Source organism: Frateuria defendens, from assembly GCF_001182895.1.
Lineage (GTDB): Bacteria > Pseudomonadota > Gammaproteobacteria > Xanthomonadales > Rhodanobacteraceae > Frateuria_B > Frateuria_B defendens.
This window is the reverse complement of record NZ_LFQR01000123.1, coordinates 1-5430: the sequence shown is the minus strand read 5'-3', so window position 1 is coordinate 5430 and position 5430 is coordinate 1. Positions and strand designations below refer to the sequence as shown.

Below are 5430 nucleotides of genomic sequence, written 5' to 3'. Positions count from 1 at the left end.
TCTGGCGGTGTGAATCACGGCCCAGATGGCCGAGGGACGTGTCTCACCGCCCCTTCAACCGCCTGAGGATCTCCTCTCGTGCCTCGCGCAGGATGGAATCGCGGTCGAGGCTTTCCATCACCTCGCGCACCGCGCGCTTGGCGCCCTGTTCGCCCCAGGATTTGCCGGCGACGAGGTAGCGTTCGGCGGCGCGGCCGATGAGCACGGTGGCGTACCAGCCGAGTGCGCCCTGGGCGGCGGCGGTGAGCACGACGGAGAGGCCGCCGCTGACGCCCTTGAGCGCGCTGCTGACCAGCTGGATGCCCCAGATGGCGCCCATCAGCGCGGCGAGCTGGGCGGAGATGGCGGCCACCAGCCGGCCCGATTCGCTGCGGGTGAGCGGCAGGCTGTAGACGCGCGAGAGCTGCACGACCATGGCCGCATCCAGCCCGGCGGCGGCGAGCAGGTCGGCGACGGGGATGGGGTTGAGCGCCACCGCGAGGCCCTTGGCGAGGCAGTAGTGGCGGATCAGGCGGCTGGCGAGCGCGCGCCGCGTCTCGGCGATGCGCGCGCTGACCTGATCGGTGAGGCGGCCGGCGTAGAGGCCGGCGTTGAGCGCGGAGAGTGTGTGGCCTTCGCGCGCGGCGATGGCGAGCAGGCGCTCGCGCAGCGCGGCGATGTCGGGCGGCGGTGCCTGCGCGGTGGCGTGCTCGCGGCCCTTGGCGTCGGTGTCCACGATGCGCTGCGCGGCGGGGCGCGCGGCCACGGCGAGCACGTCTTGCGCGCGCACCAGCCCCTGCGTGCGCTCGCGCAGTTGGGCGAGCAGGGCGTCGCGCTCCGCCGCGCCGTAGCGGTCGGCCTTGTTGAGCGCGAGCAGCAGCGGGCGCTGGGTGGCGGCGAGGGTCTGGAGCGCGTCGCGCTCGTCGCGGGTGAGGTCGCCGTCGCAGACGAACACCACCAGGTCGCTGACCTCGGCCACCTCGAAGGCCAGCCGCTCGCGTGCCTCGCCGTCCAGTTCGTTGATGCCGGGGGTGTCGATCAGCACCAGGCCCTCGTGCGCGGCCTCGTCCAGCGGCGCCTGGGCGGCCTCGGTGGTGGTGCCGTGGAGCACGCCGACGGCGAAGGCCTCGCGCCCGAGCAGGGCGTTGGCCACCGAGGACTTGCCGGCGGAGACGCGGCCGAATACCGCCACGTGCAGCTCGCCGCGTTCGAGCCGCGCGAGCATCGCCTCGATGCGGCCGAAGTCGGCGGCCAGTTCGCCGCGCACCGCGGCGGGGATGGTGGGGTCGTCGAGCAGGCTGCGCAGGCTGTCGGCCACGCGCTGGTGCGCGCCGCCGGACGGGGCCGGCGGCGCGTCGGCAGGGGCGGGCGCGGTGGCGGGCTTGAGCCAGCCGCGCAGCCGTTGCCAGAGGTCGCTCATGCCGCGCGGCGGCTTATTTGGCGACCAGGTCGAGGTGGGCGGTGACCTTGACGTCGGGGCCGATCACCGAGGTGTCGGCGTAGTCGCCGCCGCCCACGCCGAAGTCGAGGCGCTTGACGGTGCCGCTGACGTCGAGCTTGGCGGCGTTGCCGGCCGGCACGAAGTTCACGCTGAGACTCACGGGGCGGGTTACGCCGCGCAGGGTGAGCTGGCCGTCGGCGAGCACCTGGTTGCCGGCCTTGCGGAAGCCGGTGGTGACGAAGTGCGCCTGCGGGAATTTCGCCACGTTGAAGAAATCCGCGCCGGGCAGCGCGCCGTCGCGGTCGCTGTCGCCGGTCTTGGCGCTGGCGGTGTCCACCGTCACGTCGAACTTGGACTTGGCGAGGTCCGCCGGGTCGTAGCTGATGGCGGCCGTCCACTTGGAGAAGCTGCCGGTGAAGCCGCTGCCCTGGAAGCTGCTGGCGAAGCCGAGCTTGCTGGTTGCGCTCTGCACGCTGTAGTCGGCGGCCGCGGCGAAACCGGGCAGGGCGAGGGCGAGCAGCAGGCCGGCGAGGCGGCGGGCGGCGGGGCGGGTCATGGTGTATCTCCTTGCGTGGTGTGGCCCGGGTTGGTGGGGCCTGAAGCGGTGGGGCTGCCGGCCGGCGTCTGGTGCAGGCGGGCGAAGGGCCACATGCGGCGCAGCACGTCGTCGTGGTCGAACACGTGGTGCTTGAGCGCGGCGCCCACGTGCACCACCAGCACCAGCAGCAGCAGCCAGAAACCGTATTCGTGCAGCGCGTGGGCGAGGTTGGCGGTGGCCTCGTCCTTGGCGCCCAGCGCCGGCAGGTTGAACAGCTTGAACCATTGCAGCGGGTAGCCGTGGGCGGAGTTGAACCACCAGCCGGTGAGCGGCAGCGCGGCGATCAGCAGGTACAGCATGCCGTGCGTGGCGTGCGCGGCCAGCTGCTGCCAGCGCGGCGAAGGCAGGTCGCGCGGGCGGCCGTCGAAGAAGCGCCACAGGAGGCGCAGCAGGAACAGCGCGAGCAGGGTGAGGCCGATCGACTTGTGCAGCGCGTAGACGCTGATCTTGCTCATCGACGGCTTCATCTCCGTCATCAGCAGGCCGAGGATGCCGGTGCCGAGGATGCCGAGCGCCATGATCCAGTGCAGGAACTTGGCGATGGCGCCCCAGCGGGAGGCGTCACTGCGCAGGGACATCGTGTTGCTCCAGGGTGATCGAGGAAGAAGGAGTGGGGGAGGACGGGGCCGGGGCGGGCGCGGCCGGCGCGGAAGAGGCCGGCGCGGCGTGCTCGTCGCGGATGGCCTCCACCTCCAGCCACACCATCACGTCGCGGCCCACCGAGCCGGGGTTGCTGGTGATGCCGAAGTCGGTGCGGTCGAGCATGGCGGTGGCGGAGAAGCCGGCCACCTCGTGCATGCCGAACACGGTGGTGCCGGTGCGGTTGAAGGTGAAGGGCAGGTCCACCGGGCGGGCGACGCCGCGCAGGGTGAGCGTGCCGTGCAGCACGCCGTGCTGGTCGTCCTTGCGCTCCACCGAGGTGCTGGCGAAGTGCGCGTAGCGGGCCTTGGCCGCGTCGAGGAAATCGGGCTTGAGCACGGCGGCGTTCCAGGCCGGGTCGCCCAGGTCCAGGCTGGCGAGGTCGATGTCCAGTTCGGTGGCCGCGCGGTTCCAGTCCGCCGGGTCGAAGCGCAGCCAGCCGCGCGCGATGTGCAGCCGTCCGAACGGCCGCGAGAAACCGTTGTGGCTGACGCTGAAGACCACCTGGCTGTGCACCGGGTCGTAGCGGTACGTCGCCTCGCGCGCCTGCGCCAGCGGCGGCAGCAACAGTGCGAGCGCCAGTGCGGGCAGCAAGAGAGCGGAGCGTCGTGTGTTCATGCGGCAAGTCTGGCCGAACGCCGGAGGCGGCGCCAGCGGCGCTCGGGGAACGGATTGTTTCGTCTGGCGCCCGTCAGGGCGGCGAATGCGGCATCGCCGGGCCGGCGCGGTACGCGACGAAGCATCCGGCGCCGAGGCCGCATTGGCTTCGCCCACGTGGCCTTGGCGTCACTCGCGGTCGCGTTCGCGCCAGGCTTCCATGGTCAGCGTCGCCAGCTGGCGCAGGCGGCCGCTGTCGGCATCGCCGAGCAGGCTCTTCATGCGCTCGCCGGCGTCGTGCTGGTCCAGCGTGTGGCGCTCGGCCAGCGAGGCGGCGAGGGCGCGGCCCATGGCGTCGAAGATCAGCGCGTAGGCGAAGGCGTGCAGCACGCCGCCGCCCAGCGTGCCCAGGCCCGGGAAGGCCTTGAGCGCGTTGCCGGCGATGGCGAGCACGATGGAGGTGCCGGTGCGCAGGGTGAGGCGCGCCTGCTGCACGAAGTCCTCGATCTGCACCTCGCTCACGCGCACGCCGTAGAGCTGGGCCAGCTCGCGGGTGAGCGCGGTGGCGAGCGCGCCCTGGATCAGCAGGTCGCTGCCGGGCGCCACCGCGGCCAGCGCGCCCACCACGGCGCGGCGCGCGTAGCGGCGCACGATGCGCTCGGCCTCGGCGGCGCGGGTACTCGCTTCCAGCGCTGTGGTGCGCTGGTGCAGGCCGGCCAGCACGGCGTGTTCGCGCAGCGGCTCCAGGCGCTCGGCGCCGGGCGCGGTGAGCCGTTCGAGCGCGTCGAGCAGCGGCCGGATCGCCGGCGCGCGCTGGCGCTCGACCTGTTCCACCCGGCCGTCGGCGAGGCGGCGCTGGAAGCGCTCGTTGCCGCCGGCGCTGATCGCCACCACCGCGGCGGCGCGCCCGCGCGTCTGCGCGCGCAGCCGGGCGAGCAGTGTGTCGAGTTCCGCCGCGCTCCACTGGTCGGCCTTGTTGAGCGCGAGCAGCAGCGGCTTGCCGAAGTCGGCCAGCCAGCCCACCTCCGCCGCCTGGGTGCGGGTGAGGTCGCCGGCGCACAGGTACACCACGGCGTGGGCGCGCAGGGCTTCCTCGCGGGCCAGCGTCTCGTGTGCCTCGCCGCCGCTCTCGCGGCTGCCGGGCACGTCGGCCAGCACCAGGGTGCGCCCGTCGGGCAGGGCGCCGTCGAAATGGGCCACCGTGCGGGTGGTGCCGCCGCGCACGTCGCTTGGCGCCTGGGCGGCGGGGGTCAGCGCGCGGATCAGGCTGCTCTTGCCGGTGGAGATCTCGCCGAACAGCGCCACGTACACGCGCGCGCTGGCGCGGCGGCGGTCGAGTTCGCCCAGTTCCGCCTGCAGCGCATGAGTGTCGGCGCCGCGGCCGCCGAGCTGTTGCAGGCGCTGTTCCAGCGTGCCGCGGTCGGGCGCGGGCAGCGGCGGGCGGCGGCGGCGCGGGCGCAGCAGCCACCACAGCACGGCGAGGCCGGCCAGCGCGAGCAGGGCCAGCGCGCCGCCCAGCGTCCACTGCAGCCAGGCGGGCAGGGCGAGGAAGCGCTGGGCCAGCGCCAGCGCGCGCTCGGCGGCGGCGAACAGCAGCCACAGCAGGGCGGCGACGGCGATGGCGGCGAGCAGCAGGCGCAGGCGGCGGGACATGCGCGCAGTGTAGCGGCGGAGCCGGTTTACGATCTCCCGGTAGCGCGTGCGGGGCTTTGTTTGTCCGCAGGGCTGGTGTCGTCGTTCGGTCGTGGACGGACGTCCATTCCTCGCTCCTCGAAGCTGGAGCCATCCATGGCGCCTCCCCGTGTGTCTTCAGTTCTTCCCTTCGGCCGACGGGTGCGTGAGGCTCGGCCAGGCTTTTCGACAGGACATCCTTGTCCTGTCGAAAAGGAGTCGGCATCCATGCCGCCTCCCCTTCGGGCCTTTACGTCCGAGCCTCACCGCTGCATGAGCAAGAAGCGAAAAGCGCACACCTTCGGCGCTCGCGCAGCGAGCGCACCAAGAGTGCGCGCATGGATGCGCGCTGCTCTTCCCGGGGCCACTGGGGCGCGGCGAGGGAGGGATGGAAAAGCCCGCGGGGTGGCCGGCAGGGATGCCGGCCAGTTTTCCGTCAGGGCAGGATGCCCTGTCGGAAAACCCCAGCCCTCCCTCGCGCGCCCTGCGGACAGGAGTCCGCAGG

The 5430-nt window shown here is 73.1% G+C and carries 5 protein-coding genes; all 5 read right to left on the bottom strand.

The window, feature by feature from the left end; all coding sequences use genetic code 11:
* Positions 1–43: 43 nt before the first annotated feature.
* Positions 44–1399, bottom strand: coding sequence for a GTP-binding protein (locus tag ACH65_RS15010; RefSeq protein ID WP_049623427.1), 1356 nt, complete (start codon positions 1397–1399; stop codon positions 44–46).
* A 13-nt stretch (positions 1400–1412) separates the two neighbouring features.
* Positions 1413–1976 carry a YceI family protein gene (locus ACH65_RS15005; protein ID WP_049623426.1) on the bottom strand — a complete coding sequence of 188 codons (564 nt, stop codon included), beginning with the start codon at positions 1974–1976 and terminating at the stop codon, positions 1413–1415.
* Positions 1973–2596, bottom strand: coding sequence for a cytochrome b (locus ACH65_RS15000; RefSeq protein ID WP_049623425.1), 624 nt, complete (start codon positions 2594–2596; stop codon positions 1973–1975). Before ACH65_RS15000 ends, ACH65_RS15005 begins: the two co-directional genes overlap by 4 nt.
* Complete coding sequence (locus ACH65_RS14995) at positions 2580–3275, bottom strand: YceI family protein (RefSeq protein WP_082190349.1); 696 nt, start codon at positions 3273–3275, stop codon at positions 2580–2582. Before ACH65_RS14995 ends, ACH65_RS15000 begins: the two co-directional genes overlap by 17 nt.
* Before the next feature lie 168 nt (positions 3276–3443).
* Positions 3444–4907, bottom strand: coding sequence for a GTPase (locus ACH65_RS14990; RefSeq protein WP_049623424.1), 1464 nt, complete (start codon positions 4905–4907; stop codon positions 3444–3446).
* Positions 4908–5430 lie beyond the last annotated feature (523 nt).